The following is an 18,646-nucleotide window of genomic DNA, read 5'->3' as shown; positions in this document are numbered from 1 at the left end:
GTGCCGCTCTTTTATTTTATAGATTATTTACCTTCCGGAGTATCTTAAACTCGGTTCTGCGGTTTTCCCGGTGCATGTCTTCAGGGCAGCTAACGCCATCCGCACATTTATTTATCAGCTGGGTTTCGCCGTAGCCTTTTGGTACCAGCCTGCTTCTGTCTATTCCTTTCAGCACCAGGTAATCTACAACTGCATTGGCTCTCAGGTCAGACAACATCTGGTTGTAGTAATTTGTCTGGCGGCTATCGGTGTGCGAGCTTAGCTCTATAACTATAGCCGGGTTGTCTTTCAGGGTTTGCACCAGTTTATCAAGCTCTACAGCCGCCTGTGCCGTAATCTCATACTTATCCAGGTCGTAATAGATGTTCTCGATCACGATCGGTCGGTTTGGCGTATCGCGGTTAAATACCATCTCCACTTTTACAGAATCCGTTGTATTGCGGCAGTCCGGCGATACAGATATAGTTTGCGTCAGGTAATTGGGCTTGGCACCGCGTATAGTATAGGTGGCACCTGCAAACACCGGGAACGTAAAGTTACCTTCCGCATCCGATGTCAGCTCAATAGGTTTTGCATCGCTACCAACTTCCGTTATTTGTAGCATTACATTGCCTACTACCTGCTCTACTTCTTTACCCCGGTTCTGGGTGTCGGCAACAAATTCTATGGTCTTACCAGCTATCGTACAAGGTATGCGGTTCTCTACAAACGACAGAATATCATCAAACCCATCAGTTGCAAACCTTCCCGACGACAACATACCCGTCTTGCCGGAAGCATCCATTACCAGCCCCAGGTCGTCATGCGATGTATTGAACGGGTATTTCATATTCTCTACAGCCGTCCATAATTTAGGAGTGCCTATCGTTTTAAATAGGTCCAGGCCACCCATGCCCATGTGTCCGTCCGAAGAGAAGTATAACACACCATCAGCACCAACACTCGGGAAGCTCTCACGGCCTGGTGTATTTATCTTGTTACCTGCATTTATAGGGGAGCTCCAGTCTCCGTTTGCCTGCCGTTCGCTATAGTAAATATCTGTTTCGCCTAAGCCACCCGGCATATCCGACACAAAGTATAGGATCGTGCCATCCGCATTTAAGGCCGGATGCCCGATAGAGAACTGGTCTGTGTTGTTATACTTAAAGGCCTTTACTTTTTTCCACTTACCGCCTTTTTTAACTGCTGTGTAAATGCCAAGCCTGTTTATATGTGTACCACCTTCTGCACCCTGGAACCAGCTGGTCGGGTCGCTGTTCTTCTTTATTTCGCGGCGAACGGCACGTGTGCGGGTAAAGTATAAGGTCTGGTCTTTTTCCAGGTAAACGGCCGGGCCGTTGTGGTAGGTCGTGTTTATAGCCGATGGCATTGCTTCAGGTTTACCCCATGTTGTATCCGATTTGGCTGGCGCAAAATACATCTGAATATAACCGTTGCCTGTCCAGGCATAGCGCGCAGACTGGGCGTCGCCTTTCTTTTGTAATCTGTCTGAGGCGAAGTATAAACCGTCTTTCGCTTTAAACGGACTAAAGTCAGCACCATCAGAGTTCAGGCTTTTCTCTTTCCATACCCTGAATGGTTTAGGGTTACGGATCCACATCATAGCCGTATCGCAGGAAGCGGCCATTTTCTTAGCTAAGGCAGCCTGGCCCGGCACGCGCTTGCTATACTCCAGGAACAGTTGTTTTGCTTTTTCATAGTTACCGTTCCGCTTCGCCGACTCAGCATACAGGAAGTAAACCGACGGGTCAGCACCGGCAAATGTAATCACCTGCGCATACCAGAACTCCGCTTCTTTACTGTTGTTCAGTATGCGGTAAATATCGGCAATACGCTGCACTACCTTTAAGCTCGGCTCGCCCTGGTCCAGAATAGCTTTATACTCTTCCAGCGCCAGGCTAAACTCAAACTCGTTAAAATGTTTATCAGCCTGCTGTGTATCCTGCGCTTTTGCTATCTGGGCAAAAACGAGCATAACACCAAGTAAAATAAGCGACAGGCAATACTTGCGGGTAATCTGGTATATCATAAGTTACGCGGCGTAATAGTGCGTCCGTTTTGTTTTCGGAAGATCGAATAGCCCAAAGATACTTCATGCGATGAATATTCACGAAGCTTTGTAAGGCTTATGTCGTAAGAATAACCAATCCTGAATTTAGGTGTGGCATACACCTGTGCCATAAGTGCCCAGGCATTCCGTTTCCTGATTTCGGTCATGTCTACTTTTGTAAACACGGGCACGGCAGTACGGTAAGAGCCGCCCAGCCAGAACTTGTTATACAGCAGCAGAAAAGCGTTCAGATCGAGGTTGGCTGGTCCTTTAAAATCATGCTTTATCAGGAAGCTTGGTTTCAGGTGCACGTATGCTCCCAAATCAAACATATAGCCTGATGAAAGAAAGTAATGCCGGCGTGGGGTTGCTATAATGGTGTTATCATCCTTAAAAGGAATAAGGTTAGCAGCCGACAACCCTGCATAGTAACGCTCCGTGTTAAAGAAGATACCGAGCTTGGCATCCGGAAGAATCTGTGTTTCGCGGCCTTCGGGTATGGCTACATCCGGCAGGTCGTCTCCGGCATCAAGTTTTGTTCCGTCCAGGGTATACTGGGCAACGCCACCTGCAATACCAAATGACAGGCGGGCCGTACGGCTCAGGTTTACACGCGTAGCAATATTGGCATATAAACCGGTCTGGCTTTGCGCGCCTATCATGTCGTTCATTAAGTGCACACCCCACCCCATACGGTCATTTTTCATGGGTCCGTCCACGCTTAACGTTTGGGTGGTTGGGGCGCCTTCCAGTCCGGTCCACTGAGAGCGGAAAGTAGCATTAATGTTCAGGATGTCTTTACTGCCGGAGTAGGCAGGGTTGATCACGAGCTCGTTAAAGATGTACTGGCTATACTGGGGCGCCTGCTGTGCAGAGGCCTGCTGCATAACCAGCGCAACAAGTAATGTGAGCAATAAGGGTAGTCTTGTTTTCATGGGCGCTAAGGTGTTTATCTTACAATCATCACGTAACCTTTCAGCATTCTGTCGGTGCCATCGCAAAGCTTCACGCGGGCTACATAATAATAAGTGCCTTCCGCCAGGTTATCGCCGGTCCAGTTGTTCTGGTATGATTTTGCTTTGAATACTTCGGTTCCCCATCTGTTCAGGATCGTGATGTCGTTATCCGGGAAGCGCTCCAGGCTTGCAATTACCCAGGTATCGTGAACACCGTCGTTGTTAGGTGAGAACACGTTTGGTACTGTAATGATAGTTTCAGCCTTTGATTTATCTGAGTTAATGGTAGTTGGCGTAGTGCCGCAGGTTCCGTTATCCGCCACCACACTTATCGCCCCGTCTTTACCGCCAGCAATAACCATAATAATGTTTGTACCCTCGCCGGCAATGATCTTCCAGCCCTCCGGCAATGTCCAGTGGTAAGAGGTGGCACCATAAACAGGATCAACCATATATTTCAGGCCTTCGCATGGCGAGCTCAGGTCTTTTATCTCGCCTATAGCGCCCATTTCTACCGGCCTTACCTGTAAGGTTGTTTTCGCACTTGATCCGCAACCGTTATTGGCCATTACTTCTATCGTTCCGCTTAGGCTGCCCGCTGTTACTGTTATCTGGTTTGTGCCCTGCCCTGTAACGATGTGCCAGTTGGCCGGCACCACCCAGGTATAAGAGGAGGCATCTTCCACATCGCTTATGCTGTACACTACATTGCGACCGATACACGCTTCGCCTGGCCCGGAAATTACAGCTGGCTTTGATGGCGTAGTTGCAACTGGCTGCACTTTCAGTTCTGTGTATGCACTCTGGCTACAGGTATTTACTGCTTTAACTTTTATAGTGCCCGGCGCGCTTGTTACGCCTACAGTTATAGTTGTAGTACCCTGCCCGGCAACTAACGTCCAGCCCAACGGAATTTCCCAGGCATATCCTGTTGCTCCTGGCACCGGATCTATACTATAGGTAGTGGTTGGCAGGCTGCTGCAGGCATCCATATAGCCGTTTATAGCTTTAGGAGCTGCAAGCGGAGCCGGCAATGTTACGGCAAGCATACTATAGGCTCCCTCACCGCAAATATTCTTAGCCGCTACTTTAATTTCGCCATTAGTAACGCCCGCGTTCACCGTAATGCTTGTTGAGCCTTGTCCTGAAACGATAGTCCAGCCGGTTGGTACGGTCCAGGTGTAATCCGTAGCTCCTGTTACCTGTGCTATACTATAAACCAGGCCATTGGTAGCGCCGCAAATAGCGCTGCTGCCAGTTATAGTTCCGGCTTGTGGTGCGCTGTCTGTAATGGTTATTGTTTTGGTTGATGAAGAACTGCTGTTTCCGCAGGCGTTGGTTGCTGTTACCGTTACCTGGCCTGTTGTAGTTCCTGTTTTTACGGTGATAGCTGTAGTTCCCTGGCCACCTGTGATTTCCCAGCCCTGCGGTACTGCCCAGGTATAGCTTACAGCTCCGCTTACAGGCGCAATGCTATAGTTCTGCGTACTGCCTGAACAACCGGTAGCATTACCGCTTATTGCTCCCGGAGTTGCCGGTATAGTTGCGTTGACCTCAATTGCCTTGGTTACTGTTACAAATCCGCAGTCATTAGAGGCTGTCAGTTTTACATCTCCGCCTGTTGCTCCGGCTTTTACAGTTATAGTTGTAGTTCCCTGACCCGAAACGATTGACCAGCCTGCCGGTACTTCCCAGGTATATTTCGAAACGTTTGTTCCGGCCGGTACTGTAAAAGTTGAGTTACCGCCCACACAGGCAGCAGCTGTTCCGCTTATGCCGGTCACGCCAGTTACCGCTCCCGAAATAGAAGAAACTGCTAACACAGACGCCTCCCCGGTTCCGCAACCATTGCTGGCCGATACACTTATGTTTCCTGCTGTTGATCCTGTTTTTACTACGATGGTGTTGTTGTTCTGCGATACGATCGTCCAGCCGGTTGGTACGGTCCAGGTATAGCTGGTGGCTCCTGCAACCGGAGTTACGGTGTAGGTCTGTTCTTTGCCAACACAAGCTGCTGTTGTTCCGGTTATAGTTCCCGGTTTAACCGGCGCCGATTGTGTAATTACCGCTGTGATCTGAGCCGGGCTGGTATTACCACAAGCATTTTTCGCGATAACAGAAATAGTAGTTCCGGTTGCGCCTGCAGTAAGTACTACACTCGTTGTTCCCTGACCGCTAACTATAGTCCAGCCCGGAGCGCTCCACTCATACGATGTTGCTCCGGCTACTGCTGCAATACTATAGGTTAGGTTTGCCTGGTTACCGCATACCGTTGCCGGACCTGTTATGGCTCCAGGAGCAGATGGTGCTTCTGTCGATACCTTTACTGCTTTTATAGTTGCTGCACTCGTACCGCAATCGTTCGTAGCTTTTACGGTGATGTTGCCGTTGGCGCTGCCTGCTGTTACTTTTATAGTTGTCGTGCCCTGACCAGAAACGATCGTCCAACCAGTTGGAACAGTCCATGTATAATTGGTCACTCCAGTAATAGCGGCTATAGAATAGGTTAATCCAGCCTGACTCTTACAAACCTCATCCGGGCCAGTAATTGCAGCCGGTGCAGTTGGTAATGTAACCTGTGGCTGCACATTCAGGGAAGTTGCCGGACCATCGCCGCAGCCGCCTTTTGCCTTTACGGATATTGTGCCCGGCTCTGTGCTTACTTTAACAGTTATAGTTGTAGTGCCTTGTCCGCTAACTATAGTCCAGCCCGTTGGCACTGACCAGGTATATCCCTGCGCGCCGGCCACCGGATCAATCGTGTAAGTTGCCGTTTGGGTAGCGCAACCATAAGCCGTACCATTTATAGCGGTTGGTGCCGCCGGAAGCTGATCTGTAACCGCCACTGCTTTTGTACTGCTGCTTGCGTTACCACATCCGTTTTTAGCCGTTACGGTTATAGTTGTATTTGCGGTGCCTGCTGTAACTGTAATGCTTGTCGTACCTTGGCCGCTAACGATCGTCCAGCCCGGAGCAGTCCAGGTATAAGATGTTGCTCCCGCCACTGCCGCGATGCTATATGTCAGGCTGCCCTGGTTTTTACAGGCTGTTGCAATACCACTGATCGCGCCCGGATTCGCCGGTGCCTCTGTAGATACTTTTACAGCTTTTATAGTTGCCGCGCTGGTGCCGCAGTCGTTGGTAGCTGTTACTGAAATGTTTCCTGCCGAAGGACCTGCATTTACTGTGATGGAAGTTGTGCCCTGGCCACTAACTATAGTCCAGCCTGCTGGCACTGCCCATGTGTAAGCTGATACGCCCGCTATGGCGGCTACACTATACGTAACTCCCGTTTGAGCAGCGCATACGTCATCTGGTCCGTTTATGGCGGCTGGTGCAGTTGGCAAGGTTACCTGTGGCTGCACATTTAAAGTCGTCGCCGGGCCTTCGCCGCAGTTACCTTTTGCTTTTACGGTGATAGTACCTGCTGTAGAACTTGCTTTTACGGTGATACTTGTAGTACCCTGACCGCTCTGGATGACCCAACCTGAAGGAACTGTCCAAATGTAACTTTCGGCACCGTTTACAGGATCGATTGTATAGGTTGCTGTGAGGTTAGCACACCCGTAAGGCGTACCTTTTATGGCTGCCGGAGCTGCCGGAACCTCGTTTGTAACCTGCACCAGTTTTGTGCTGCTGCTTGTAACGCCACAGGCATTTTTAGCAGTAACTTTTATAGTTGTGTTAGCTGTGCCTGCGGTTACTGTGATCTTTGTAGTGCCCTGACCGCTAACTATAGTCCAGCCCGGAGCGCTCCATTCATACGATGTCGCACCTGCTACATCAGCAATGCTATAGGTTAAGTTTGCCTGTGAGGTACATACTGTAGATGAGCCTGCAATTGCGCCCGGATTTGCCGGGGCTTCTGTAGATACTTTTACAGCTTTTATAGTTGCCGCGCTGGTGCCGCAGTCGTTGGTAGCTGTTACGGTGATGTTACCGTTGGCGCTGCCTGCCGTCACTTTTATAGTTGTCGTGCCCTGACCAGAAACGATCGTCCAGCCGGTTGGCACCGCCCAGGTGTAGCTGGTTACACCGGTCACTGCAGTTACACTATAGGTTAATCCTGTCTGGCTCAGACAAACCTCATCCGGACCAGTAATGGAAGCTGGCGCAGTTGGCAGCGTTACCTGGGGCTGTACATTCAGTGTTTTAGCAGGGCTTTCGCCGCAAGTACCTACCGCTTTTACTGATATCGAGCCGGGGCCTGTTCCTACTTTTACTGTTATAGTTGTAGAACCTTGACCTGAAACTATAGTCCAGCCTGTTGGTACTGACCAGGTATAGCTTTGCGCACCAGCCACGGCATCTATACTATAAACTGCAGTTGTAGTGGCGCAACCATACGGCGTACCTTTTATAGCAGTAGGAGCCGCAGGCGCAGAATCTGTTATCTGTATATCTTTAAAGCTGCTACCATTAGAGCCGCAATCGTTTAGGGCAACTACAGTTATTTTACCTCCGCTCGTGCCTGCAGTTACGGTTATAGTTGGTGTGTTTTGTCCGCTAACTATTGTCCAGCCTGCAGGTACGGTCCAGGTGTAGCCTTTGGCATTTGGTACGGCATCTATACTATACACATTACCTGCTGTGCTCACACAAACCGCATCGGCTCCTTTTATTGCTCCCGGTGCCAGTGGCGGATTATCAACCGGTGTTACTGTTAATTTCTGCACTTCGCTTTCGCCGCAGTCGTTAACGGCTTTAACAGTTACATCGCCGGCCTGTGCAGTTGGCTTTACAGTTATAGTTGGTGTTCCCTGTCCGCTCAGTATTGTCCAGCCGGTTGGTACGGTCCAGGTATAGCTGCTGGTGTTGGGTACGTTCGTAATTTTGTAGGTGGCGGATGCTACGGTAGAACAAACGGCAGAAGGGCCACTGATGGCCCCTGGTTTATTTGGCACTTTCAGCACCGGCGTAACCTCTAAAATACTTGGCTCGCCGTCGCCGCAAATGTTATAAGCCGATACACTTAGTATTTTTTTAGTGGCGTCGCCATCAGTAGTTACAACTATAGATGTTCCGTTGTCTTTTACCATGGTCCAGCCGGTTGGCAGCGTCCAGTGGTAACCAAGCGCACCCGGCACAGCCGCGATACTATAGGTAGTGGCTTTACCGGAACACAGCTCCAGCGTACCGTTTATCGGACCTGGTTTTGGCGGTACATCCTTTACAACTTCTACTGTAAGCCTGCTTGGCGGACTGGCACCGCAAATGTTATTTACCGTTACCGAAATGGTACCTGCAGTATTCCCGACTCTCACTGTTATCTCAGAAGAGTTTCTGCTTCCGGCAGTTACAACCCAATCCGAGGGCATAGACCAAGTGTAGGTAGCGCCTGCTATCTGCTTTATGTTATAGGTATTGGTACTGCCTGCGCAAACGGCTGTCGGGCCTTGTATCTGTCCGGCATCCGAAAGCACCACGCAAATATCTGCATCCGATTTGTTATTGGTCAGGTTCTCGTCTACCGTGGAGCCAGCTATAGTTGCCGTGTTCACGATGTAGCCAGCCATAGTTGTGCGGGCCTTTATAGTCAGCGTCTGCACTTCGCCTACCTTCAGCTCGTCTAAAATCCAGAGGCCGAATGTTGGTTCGTAAAAAGTTCCTGCTTTTGAAGAAGTAGAAGAGATGTAGCTCAGGCCGGCAGGCAGCACATCGCGGACCATGACAGATTCATCGTCTACAGGGCCCAGGTTCTTTACTTCTATTTTGAAGGTAACCGTATCGCCTACAGCGTATTTCTGAGATGGGGAGGCTGCAACCTTGGTTTTTGTGATGGTAAGGTCGGTTGGCAACGACAGGATGTTATTGCTCAGGTACACCACATCGTTGATGCTCATTACACGGCCAAGCACTGCGGCATCATCCTGCACGCGTATCGTTCTTTTGGCAACCAGGTTCCCTTTTAAGTAAGCACCTGTGCCTATCGTTGCATCCTGGCCAACCAGCCACAGCACATTATCTACTTTGGCACCGTTTATCAGCGCAATGGTAATGTTATCGCTTACCTGCAGATTATTGCTGATCTGGAAAATAAAAGTAGCGTTCGGGTTATAGTTGGCATCCAGTACAATAGGCCCTGAGATAACGGCTGCTCCGTTTATTTTGTAAACACCGGCCGTAAAAAGCTGGTCACCGATCGTGTTTGAAAGGGTTTGGGTGGCAGGCTGCTGCGAATAAGTAGTGTATGCTGCTGAAAGATCAGAAAGGGCAGTAAGCGAAACGGAGTTGTTGATGTGTATAACACCTTTTATGCTACCCTGCGCAAAACCGGTAAGCTGGGCGCCCGTACCAACACCTACATTCCCCTGAACAATAGTGCTACCATTGTTCTCAATTTTTTTACTGGCAAGTATATTAAACGCAGCAGCAGAGCCCAACGAAAGGCCCTGCGCCAAAGCACTGGCAATAACACTGAAGAAGACTACCGCAAGCAGTAATACCTTCTTTACTGAGCTCCCCATTTAGTAAAAAGTAAATGTTTTACAATAGGACTGATTAAGTTTGTAGATAGATTGTATTTTAACAGCACTTGCCAACTTCATTCTTCTGCATCATCAGGGCTTACCACTTACCATGTTTTCGCCCTTTCATCCAACAGCGCATTCCTCTCAAGTGCTTGTTCTCAGAAAGTTACATCCAATTTTCAAATATCGTTCATAGGCTTGCAATTATATTAGATAAATGCAAAACTAAACAACCATTATAACATAGCAAGCCGGAAATCAGTATACATAGATGTACACTAATATAATAAAATTATAAATACAACAAAACTAACTGATAATGAATATTATAAAAATCGTAAAACTTAACTACCTATAGCTTTTTAAAAGTGTACAATTATCTGGTCCGTTTACAGAGAAAGTGAATCAACAAAAAAGGCGCAACCTGAGCTGCGCCTTTAAAAGTGTATAGTTGTAATTTACGGACATTCTACCAGATCCATTGCGGACAAAGTACACGCCTGTTGTTAAGTAATTTAAAGCCAACCACTACCTCGTGCGTGCCGGCACTTACCTGGTTTAGGTTAGAGGTTGTGGCATCGTAAGAATACGAAATATCCAGCAGCGGGCTTACGTACACACCCACCATGCCAACTATAGCATCGTTGTGACGGTAAGCTGCACCTATCCAGAACCGCTCATCGTAAATCGTGCGCAAGCTTACATCTACAGAAGTCGGGCTTGGGCTCGCCATTTTTACCATTACAGATGGTATCACATCCAGGGTGGCGGTAGGCTCAAAACGGTAGCTGGCTGTTGCAAAATAATGGCGTTGCAGGTCCAGGGCGGCACGTTCTTCTTCGGCGGCGGTAAAGCTGCCCACATTCTCAAGCAGCTGGGCACCAGCCACACCTACAGAGAAATTGCGCGAATAGATCCAGAGGCCCAAATTCAAATCTACTACATTGTTGTTCAGGCTGCCGCCACCTACTAAAGGGTCGTTGTTGTTTCCAAACTCCAGGTCGCTGGCATTTATACTGTTCCGGATGACACCTACAGAAGTACCACCTGACACATTTATGGAGTTGGTTAATGGCAAATGATACGCATAAGAAAAAGATACTCCGGTTCGGCGCAGCGGGCCTGTTTTATCGGTATGGAAAGTGGCTCCTATGCCATGGTGTGCCAGTGCTCTGTGGTATTGCGTGCTTCCGGCCCCTTTGTTCAGTGGCGTATGCGCTGTAAGGTAATAGGTAACCGGGGCGCCATCCAACCCAACCCATTGCCGGCGGTTGCTTATGCGTATGTCGGCATAATTCTCGATACCTGTTATAGCCGGGTTCAAGATATAGTTATTCAGCATGTACTGGCTATACTGTGGCCGTTGCTGCGCGGCTGTTTTCTGCACGCACATCACTCCCAAAAACAACAGCAGGTATAGGCATAGCTTTTTCATAGTTAACGGATAATGGTAACGTTGCCCGAAATTGGTTGCTCAGACTTATTCAGGTAAATCATGTAATAGTAGGTTGCCACCGGCAGGTCTTCGCCGTTCAGGGTGCCATCCCATGGGGTGCCATAGCCATTGGAGGTAAACACCAGATTGCCCCAGCGGTTAAAGATCTCAACGCGCACATCGGGGTAATTTTCGATGTTCTTGATCTCCCATACCTCATTTACCATATCGGTGTGGTTAGGCGTGAAGGCATTGGGTATAACAAGGGCAGGAATAACCGTTATGGTTACTTCATCGGTGGCGGTACAGCCTTCCCCGGTACTCACAGTTACCCTATAGGTGGTGGTCTCATTTGGCCTTGCAACAGGGTTAGCAATTTTCGGGTTACTCAGGCCTTCGGCTGGTTCCCATAAATACGTATCGCCTCCGGTAGCCCGTAGCTCTATCGTTCTGCCTTGTATGATGGTTGCATCCGGGCCGGCATCAGCCACAGGGTCAACTATAGCTACATTTACCGAGGTACGGGTTGCACTGGAACAGCCGTTTGTATTCACTGCCTCCACATAATAGGTGGTTGGCTGGGTTAAGTTTGGCGTCTTGAAAATTGCTCCTTCAAAGACCGGTTCGCCGCCAGAAGCATCTGTAAACCACTGGTAGATTCCGCCACCCGCATTTTGTACTGTTAACGTAGTCGATCCGCCCGGGCAGGTAGTCGCATCGCGCACGGTAAGTATCGGTGGCGACGGCCTTGGGTTTACGGTTATAAGCACAGCCTCTGAAGTAGATTTACACCCTTGCGAATCAACCACTCTTCTGAACCAGGTAGTTTGGGTAAGTGCCTGCGGCGTATAGTTTGCGTTGGTGTTTGTGCCAGCTGCTGAACCAAAACCCGTGTCCGGACCTGAAATGCTGCTTTGCCACAAGTAAGTGTAGGTACCGCTTCCGCCAATCGGGGTGGATCCTGTTAATGCTTCCGGCACTTCGCCGGCGCAAATGGTTTGCGGTGCGCTAACGCTGTTGTTGGCAACGCCCTGGTTAACTGTAATTAGTATGGCCTCGCTTACATCCGCTTCGCAACCTTCTGATGTTACTGTTCTTCGGAACCAGGTATTTACACCCAGGTTGCCCGGCGTATAGCTTTGTCCGTTGTTGGTCCCGGCCGCTGCCGCAAAACCTGTAGTTGCACTGGTTATGCTGCTCTCCCAAAGGTATGTATAGGCACCTGTTCCGCCAGTTGGCGCTGAACCTGTAAGCGGGGCTGGTGTATTGCCAGCACAAACTGTTTGCGCCGCTGTAATAGTATTGTTATCTAAAGGTGGAACGATGTCGATCATCACAGGCTCCGAGAAAACCACGCAACCCGCCGATGTTACTACCCGCCTGAACCACGATGCCTGCGAAAGTATGCCGGGGCTATAGTTCTCGCTGGTGTTATTGCCTGGGGCATCCACAAAGCCTGTTGCCGGACCTTCGGTGCTTACCTGCCACTTAAATGTATAGCCTGCGCCATCGCCACCTGTAACCCTCGAACCAACAAGTGGCTCCGGTGTCTGTCCCGCACAGATATCCTGAGACTCTGAAATAGTATTGTTCTGGATCTTAGGCACGGCATTGACTAACACGACATTACTGGTATCCGGAGAGCAGCTGGCAACAGATATTAACCTGCGGAACCATGTACGCTGGCTTAGAGGCTGAGGCGTATAGTTTACATCGTTGTTAACACCTGCCGCTGGTGCAAACCCTGCATCCGGACCCGAAGTACTGCTTAACCAGGTATAAATATAGCCGCCACCTGTTCCGCCGGTTGGTGTGCTTCCTGTTAAGGGGGCCGGTCCGTCACCCTGGCAAAGGCTCTGGTCGCCTTGTATGGTATTGTTCGCCAGTGGTGGCACTACCGTCACTTTTACAGGAACGCGCGCGCTCGGGCAATCATCCTCTCCAATGCTTTCTATATTAAATGTGGTAGTCTGGGTGATGCTGGTGGTGGTATAGTTCGGGCCTGTAAGCAGCAATGTGCCCTGGTCATCATAGAAGTTATAGTTGCCGCTACCGCCGGATGGCTCCAGCAATACCGAGTCGCCGCTGCAAACGGTAATATCCTGTATAGTTGGCGCCTCAGGAACTGGCAATACGGTTATGCGCTGCACCATCGGGAACGTTCCGGCAAGTTCTTCGGAAGAGCCGCATTCATTCTCGACGACGAGCGTGACCTCATGCACCCCTTCTTCTGTAAAGCGTATGGTCTGGTTTTGCCCGCTGAGCGTGCGCTTTGCACCTGTCGGCCCGACTACCGTCCAGACGGCACTCTTTATCTTGCCCAGGTTCGGGTCTACAAATACGTTTCCGGTTCCGGGTATAGCGCCCGTAGTATATTTAAAGTCGATTGGTCCGCAGGAAACAGTATCTGGTGGGAGCTGCACCTGTGGCCAGCCAACTACAACTGACTGCGAAGTGGTGTCATCGTCGCAACCATTCTCTACTATAAGTTCTATCTGGTAGATCCCGCTTTCAGTAAACAAAAGGGCAAGGGTATCCTGATCGAGGCCACCAAATTCAATTGTAAAACCTGTGGTAGGCTGTATGGTCCATTTGTAAGTTAAGTTGCCACCGGTAGAACTATCGCCCAGCGAAACAATGACCGGCAAACACGACGATGGCGTAGCGGCTGACTGCTTGTTAAGTATAAAATTAGCTTTAGGTTCTTTGCTGACACTATAGTTCTGAGTGAACACAAACTCGCAGCCGTTGCTGGCCACTGCCCTTATCATTATCGGGTAGTCGCCAACTTTGGTGTAGGCATTCGGGTTACTGATCGGGAACTCGTTGCGCGTATACTGCACATCCGGTCCGCCATCGCCCCAGTTCACAATATATGTTCTGATATCTGATAAGTAAGGCTCTGCGGTGCCGTTCTCGATGTAAGCAAACACTTTAATTTCATCGTCTTCTACGGTGTCCGGCAAGCAGGTCTGGAAATCGGATGAATCTGTAAAAACAGCTTCGGGCATTCGGGCTACACGCACCTGCTGCGTTACGGTATCAGACTGGCAACCCTGTGCACTTGTAGCCAACACTTTTACATTATAAGTCGCAAAATTTATTCCTTTATCGTTAAACGTATGGCCTACCGAATCGCCTTTTGCTGAACTGCCGTCTCCGAAGATCCAGGTATAAAAAATGTCGGGCTGCGGTGCGTTTACCTCAAAGGCTAGCGGTGTGCCGGCACATTGGGCAGTGGTTGGTGTAACCAGGAAATTAGGATTAGCAGGCTTTGGCGATACTGTTACAGGAAAAACTGCTGAAGTAGTGGTCTGGCAGGTAGCTCCGGAAACCTGAACCGAGTAATCGCCGGCAACACTTGCCGAGATAGTTGCCCCGCTTGCCCCGGCTATAGGAGCATTATTAAAAAACCATTGCCAGCCGGTTATCTGGTTAGATGAAACGGCACGCAGCGTTACAGACTCGCCCTGGCAGAGCGATGAGGACCCTTCCGCATCTATAGTTACCTGGCACGATGGGGTTGTCTGTGCCACCGCTACACCAGCCAGCAACAGGCACAGGAAAAGCAGAGGGTAGAATATGTGCTTTATCAGAGGTAAGCGCATCAAGTCAGTATTAAAAGGGTGAACCACCAGCTATACCACTGCCCGGGCAATGGTCAGCCACCGTTAGTGTATATTTTTCCAGCAGTTACCACCAGGCAACGCCCGGGAGTTCATACATGGTAAGACTTTAGAAATTATAGTTTCAGCTAAACGCTATGCTACAGCCGCGGTCCCAATAGGCACAAACGCAACTATAACAATCTCTATATCAATGGATAATAAAGAAAAATTCAGCTTCTTTTTTATAAACCGCACTTAAAAATCACCGGAAATGGGTAAGAGGGAAATTAAATAACCGGCGTACAGCATATAAACGCAAAAAGGCCCTGCAGGTTAGCTGCAGGGCCTTAGGTAAGTATAAATTTATAACGTTATTTTGTTAACAGCACTTTACGCACCACTTTCAGCTGCTTCGCCTGTAACTGTATCACATATAAACCTGCCGGAAGCCTGCTCAGGTCTACTTCCAGTTTATCCTGTAATACCGGTATGGTAGCACGGTACACCACGCTGCCCAACAGGTTTGTAATAACTATTTCTGCCTGCTGCAATGGCTTTTCTGTAGAGATGCTGAATTTGCCGGGAGCCGGGTTTGGAGCAACTAGCACACCAAGGGCAATTTCGTCCTCGATGCCAGTTGGCTGTACCGTTGCCTGCACCGCCGCAGAAATTTCAGAATAGCAATCAGCTTCATTCTTTACACGCACGGTGTAGCTGCCAGCCTCGGTTATAGTTATAGTTTGTGTAGTAACACCTGCTATAGTTACGCCATCTTTCGCCCACTCGTAAGCTGCGCCTGCCACACTTGCCGTAAGTTTATTCGCTTCCTGGGTTATAGTTGGTTTAGCCGGAGTTGCATTAACAGTGATCTTTACAGCTTCGCTGATGCTTTCGCCACATGAGCCTGAAATTACTTTTCTGCGGATAAATGTGGTTGCAGTAAGTGCTCCCAAACTATAGTTCTGACCAGTGTTAACACCTGCAGCCGGCATAAAGTTGGTACCGTCGGTGCTAGTCTGCCATTGGTAAGTGTACGTTCCGTTTCCGCCTGTTGGAGCAGAGCCGATTATAGTTGCCGGAGCCTGACCAATGCAAACTGTCTGCGCCCCGCTTACTACATTACCCGCTACAGCTGTTTCTATCGTTACCGCCAGGTTTGCAGCAGGACTTTCTCCACAGTTGTTAGCTACTTTTAAAGTTACATTGCCGGCAGTATTACCTGAAGTTACCGTTAATTGTGCTGTATTGGCACCAGCAACTATAGTCCAGCCTTCCGGCACACTCCAGGTATAGTTTGTAACACCTTCCTGTGCAATTGCTGAATATGTTATAGTCTCACCGACACAAACTACGTTTTTACCTGCTATAGTTGCAGCCTCAGGCGCTTTTCCGCTAACAGTTACGGTTGCTTTTGTACGAGTGCTCGCTGTGCCATCAAAATTTACTGCTTCTACATAGTAAGAAGTAGTAGCCGTAAGTAGTCCTGTAACAATTGTAGCACCTTGACCCCATGGACTATTAGTCGTTTCTGATCGATACCAATAGTAAATCACTTTCGGATCCAGATTAGACACTTCTAACGTGGCAGACTCGCCGTAGCAGATAGTAACATCAGAAACTACAGGTGCCGGTACAGATACTGCTTCTACTATAACAGTTACTTCATCTGTAGAGGTACAGCCATCTTTAGCAGCAGTTACAGTGTAAACATAAGTGCCCGGTGTAGTGAGCGTAAGACTAGGGTTTGCTATAGTTGCATTTGATAAACCTGCTGCCGGAGACCAGCTATAGGTATAACCGTCTTCTGCAGTTGAACCAATCGTAACCGACTGACCGGCAGCTATCACTTTATCTTCGCCGGCATGGCCTTCTAAAGCTAAGTTATCACAATCTGCAGGAGCAGAGGCTACAGCATAAAGAGCTACGTCTTCTATGTTCCATATCTCGTTAGACGCGTTTGTTTTGATCCCAAGCTTTACCTTAACCGATGCAGTACCATTTGGTATAGTTACCTGTAATTTTGATGGAGCTTGATCATCTGGCAACACCTTGCCATTAACAAGTGACTCTGTAAATATTTTTTCTACTGGAGTATTAGCAACTGTGGTCAAAGTCGCTGTACCATTCATGCTATAACGAATTTGATTCGTAGATGAGTTACCTGTTATCCTGATATCAGGAGTAGTAGAGAAGTCGGCTCCATCTAAAGCTACATATACTTCCAGATAATCTCCTGCATCAAAGCCATTTCCATCACTTCCAGAAACAGATGAATTGTATAGTTCAAGATATACGTCTTGTCTACCGGCTATACTTACATCACTAAAGATGACTTCGCGAGTTGCAGCTGCAATTTGCAGACTTGAGCCACTGCGCAGGCGCTGTCCTGCTGGTAAACCTGTATTTACATTAGAGCTACTGAAACCTGAAGTTACAACCCAACCATCGTTAGCTGTTCCGTTAAAATCCTGTAGCGCGAGTATATTACCATTGCCGGTTGGCGGGTTACTGGCCGCTGACGTAGTAACAGCCAGTGTTGGTGCCGCAGCTGTTTCGTATTGGTTGCCATTAGAGCAGATCTCAAACACTTTCACGAAGTACAGGTTACCTGCCTGCAAGCCTGTAATTGCGACCTCACTGCCTGCGCCACTATAGATCAGTTTGCTGCCATCTGTTAAAGGTGCCGCTGTTGCGTAGTTTGCAGCTGCACCAGAATAAACGGCTCCTGCCTGCGGTACAAATGCTGGTGCTTCATCTTTACGGATCACCACAATTCTGCCATCACCTGAACCATTCGTCCAGCTTAAGTTAAAGCCGCCTTGCGTAACACTTGCCGAAGTTAAAGCGGTAACAGCTGTTGGCACGCCTGTGCAGGCATAATCCGGGGTGGTAGCTGCTATAGTTGGTGCACTGGTTGTGTTGTAAGTTTTATCGGATGCGCACGACTCAAACGCCTGCACAGAATAAGTAGTATTAGCTTTAAGACCGGTTATAGTTACTGAGCTGCCGCTGTTATAGTAAACAATGCGCTGACCATTGCCGTGGTCTGTTGCCAGACTATAGTCTGCGTTAACACCTGTATAGGTTCCGGTAGGTGTAAAGTTTACAGCACTGCCTTCGCGCACTACAACTAATCTTCTGTCGCCGGAGCCGCTTGTCCAGTTTATAGTTAGTGATGATGTGGTTTTCTGAGATACAGCAAGGTTGCTCAGCTGGGTGGACGGAGAGCAGTTTACCGGAGCAAAACCCCAGGCTTTGGCTACCAGTTCAGGATAGTCGATATAGGGGTTACGGTTACCCTGCGCCACTTCGGTGCGGCGGTTACGCTCACGTTCACGGTCATCTACCGGATCTTTTAAGTGCCACTGGTATAGTGTGTTGATATCAGCAACTGCTGTGATCACATTTTTACCGGAATCAAAGTTTTGCCCGGCATGCATTGTGTAGAAATAGAAAACTGAACGCGCCAGGTTACCTTTGTGGTCTTCACGTGGCTCAAATTTACCGGGGCCATCTTCGCTATATTCATCGATGTTAGATGTTGGAATACTGGACTGGAAGTCAAGGCCGCGCATCCATTTTGTTGTCTGGTTATCCGGGATTTCGGCAAACGGGTCGCTGCCACGGTCGCTGTTCCACTGCGTTACTGTCGGAAACAAATGGTGTATGTCCGAACGCATCCGTACTGCTTCATCGAACCACGACTGTGGCACCGTATGTTCACAATTGATTATGCCTGCATCGGTAGAAGTATTTGTCTCGCTATATGTTTTACTAACCTCATAGCCTGAGTACACGCAGGTAACTTTGTTATTATAGTTATCGACGTAATTATACATTTTGCCACGAGCAGTGCTATAGTCCAGTACCTGGCGTTTACCATCGTACCAGTTAGTGCGTAGCCAGGCTTTCAGTTCTTCTCCCGAAAGATTTGAGGGTGGAGCTGATTGCGCTACGAGCTGCAGCACAGAGGTCAGTAAAAAACTGACAGCGAGTAAAAATTTCTTCATGTAAAGTAACTGAGAGGTTGAAGCTGCGAAGTTACCTTATTAAAGAAAATATATTACTGTATTCATATATTAAGAAACTATTAACTTTCTGTATATATTAAAGTTTTATATATGATT

6 protein-coding genes are annotated in these 18,646 nt (G+C 48.7%); all 6 read right to left on the bottom strand.

Annotated features, from left to right (window positions below):
* Positions 1–16: 16 nt before the first annotated feature.
* Complete coding sequence (locus GSQ66_RS15120) at positions 17–2,029, bottom strand: OmpA family protein (RefSeq protein WP_238395714.1); 2,013 nt, start codon at positions 2,027–2,029, stop codon at positions 17–19.
* Positions 2,026–2,985 carry a PorP/SprF family type IX secretion system membrane protein gene (locus GSQ66_RS15115; protein WP_162428227.1) on the bottom strand — a complete coding sequence of 320 codons (960 nt, stop codon included), beginning with the start codon at positions 2,983–2,985 and terminating at the stop codon, positions 2,026–2,028. Before GSQ66_RS15115 ends, GSQ66_RS15120 begins: the two co-directional genes overlap by 4 nt.
* A 14-nt stretch (positions 2,986–2,999) precedes the next feature.
* Positions 3,000–9,473: an ice-binding family protein gene (locus tag GSQ66_RS15110; protein WP_162428226.1), complete on the bottom strand. Its 6,474-nt coding sequence runs from the start codon at positions 9,471–9,473 to the stop codon at positions 3,000–3,002.
* Between the two features lie 472 nt (positions 9,474–9,945).
* On the bottom strand, positions 9,946–10,911 hold the full coding sequence (locus GSQ66_RS15105) for a PorP/SprF family type IX secretion system membrane protein (protein WP_162428225.1): 966 nt from the start codon (positions 10,909–10,911) through the stop codon (positions 9,946–9,948).
* Positions 10,912–10,913: 2 nt separating this feature from the next.
* Positions 10,914–14,519, bottom strand: coding sequence for an Ig-like domain-containing protein (locus tag GSQ66_RS15100; RefSeq protein WP_238395713.1), 3,606 nt, complete (start codon positions 14,517–14,519; stop codon positions 10,914–10,916).
* A gap of 371 nt (positions 14,520–14,890) precedes the next feature.
* Positions 14,891–18,529, bottom strand: coding sequence for an endonuclease (locus tag GSQ66_RS15095; protein WP_162428224.1), 3,639 nt, complete (start codon positions 18,527–18,529; stop codon positions 14,891–14,893).
* Positions 18,530–18,646 lie beyond the last annotated feature (117 nt).

This window comes from Pontibacter pudoricolor (assembly GCF_010092985.1).
Lineage (GTDB): Bacteria > Bacteroidota > Bacteroidia > Cytophagales > Hymenobacteraceae > Pontibacter > Pontibacter pudoricolor.
The sequence above is the reverse complement of the archived record's forward strand: the minus strand, read 5'-3'. Positions and strand labels throughout refer to the sequence as shown.

Bases quoted from the DNA above. Each gene is read 5' to 3' on its own strand.
- GSQ66_RS15120 (WP_238395714.1), bottom strand. From the start codon at position 2,029: ATGATATACCAGATTACCCGCAAGTATTGCCTGTCGCTTATTTTACTT.
- GSQ66_RS15115 (WP_162428227.1), bottom strand. From the start codon at position 2,985: ATGAAAACAAGACTACCCTTATTGCTCACATTACTTGTTGCGCTGGTT.
- GSQ66_RS15110 (WP_162428226.1), bottom strand. From the start codon at position 9,473: ATGGGGAGCTCAGTAAAGAAGGTATTACTGCTTGCGGTAGTCTTCTTC.
- GSQ66_RS15105 (WP_162428225.1), bottom strand. From the start codon at position 10,911: ATGAAAAAGCTATGCCTATACCTGCTGTTGTTTTTGGGAGTGATGTGC.
- GSQ66_RS15100 (WP_238395713.1), bottom strand. From the start codon at position 14,519: ATGCGCTTACCTCTGATAAAGCACATATTCTACCCTCTGCTTTTCCTG.
- GSQ66_RS15095 (WP_162428224.1), bottom strand. From the start codon at position 18,529: ATGAAGAAATTTTTACTCGCTGTCAGTTTTTTACTGACCTCTGTGCTG.